This is a genomic window from Streptomyces sp. URMC 126 (genome assembly GCF_051386555.1).
In the GTDB taxonomy this organism is placed as follows: Bacteria; Actinomycetota; Actinomycetes; order Streptomycetales; family Streptomycetaceae; genus Streptomyces.
The window spans coordinates 1-267 of record NZ_JBPQTX010000918.1; the positions used below are offsets into that span (position 1 = coordinate 1).

General features: G+C 67.4%; 1 protein-coding gene. It reads left to right on the top strand.

Features of this window, described 5'->3' with window-relative positions; genetic code table 11:
- Window positions 1-39 precede the first annotated feature (39 nt).
- The coding region (locus tag ACSNOK_RS34490; RefSeq protein WP_436784662.1) for a hypothetical protein at window positions 40-267 on the top strand (228 nt) is incomplete at its 3' end.

Consider the following 267-nt stretch of genomic DNA (forward strand, 5'->3'; position numbering starts at 1 on the left):
CCACGCCACAGCCCCGAGCTTGCGGCCGAGTTCGAGCAGATGGCGCGCGCCAGCCTGGCCCGTCCACCTGCGCCGGACGGCGACAACGACTACCGTGAGATCCGCATCCTGGACATGTTCGGCTGGCTCTGGTACCCGGGCATCAGCCGTGAACGGGTGATGCAGCTGCTGGACTGGGCCGCAGAGCTGAACGTCCAGTCCGGTGGCGGGTATGACAGAGCCGACTGGAAGCTGCTGCTGGGCAGCCTGGACGACCAGGACCTGATG